The 697-nt window shown below is 32.4% G+C and carries 1 protein-coding gene and 1 pseudogene; both read right to left on the reverse strand.

Annotated features, from left to right (window positions below; genetic code table 11):
• Window positions 1–160 precede the first annotated feature (160 nt).
• Window positions 161–388 (reverse strand): hypothetical protein, encoded by a 228-nt coding sequence (locus FUA24_RS24630; protein WP_147133820.1) that lies wholly within the window; start codon window positions 386–388, stop codon window positions 161–163.
• A gap of 93 nt (window positions 389–481) precedes the next feature.
• A pseudogene (locus FUA24_RS24635) lies at window positions 482–697 on the reverse strand (MATE family efflux transporter); the annotation flags it as partial.

Consider the following 697-nt stretch of genomic DNA (forward strand, 5'->3'; position numbering starts at 1 on the left):
CCAAGTGCTGTCCCAACGTTCGGTACCAAGGTTGTTTAAAAAAATAAATAATTCAGTATCGTACTTTAATATGTTTTCTAACATAAAATAAAATTTGGGCGTTCCCCTTCGGGTCGGGCTTTACGCGTTACACGGTAACTTGCTTCAATCCCTAACGCGGTTACTCGTTGTATTTTTCAATTTCGGCATCATACCATTCGGTAGCTAACTTAATAGCATTTTCAGTTTCGGTTTCAAGTTCTTTTTGGTCTTCATCATCAAAATCTTCAAACCATTCAACATCATCATCTTCAAGATTAATAATAAACCTAGGAAACTCCGTATGAATTACATAAATAGCTGTTGGAAAATCAGAATTATCACCTAAAATAAATTTTGGTAGTGCCATTATTGTTAAGTTAATTTAAAACATGTTTTAAAACACTGTAAAAATAGCCAATACTTAATTAGCATTGCTTTTTTAACTGCACAAATTTACAATTTACAATGTTTCTTCAATTAATTTTTTGGTTAAGTAATTAAACCTTATGTAAAGTAAAATAGCTGCGGTAGATAAGCCTGCTAATAAGCCTAACCAAATACCAAAACTACCATACACATGGGCTTTACCAAAAAACCAACTTATAGGAAACCCAACCAACCAATACGAAATAAAGGTAATTATTGTGGGTATTTTTACATCTTGCAAGCCTCGTAA

It is taken from the genome of Seonamhaeicola marinus (genome assembly GCF_008085455.1).

Coding starts and splice junctions, on each gene's coding strand:
- FUA24_RS24630 (WP_147133820.1), bottom strand. CDS start 388: ATGGCACTACCAAAATTTATTTTAGGTGATAATTCTGATTTTCCAACA.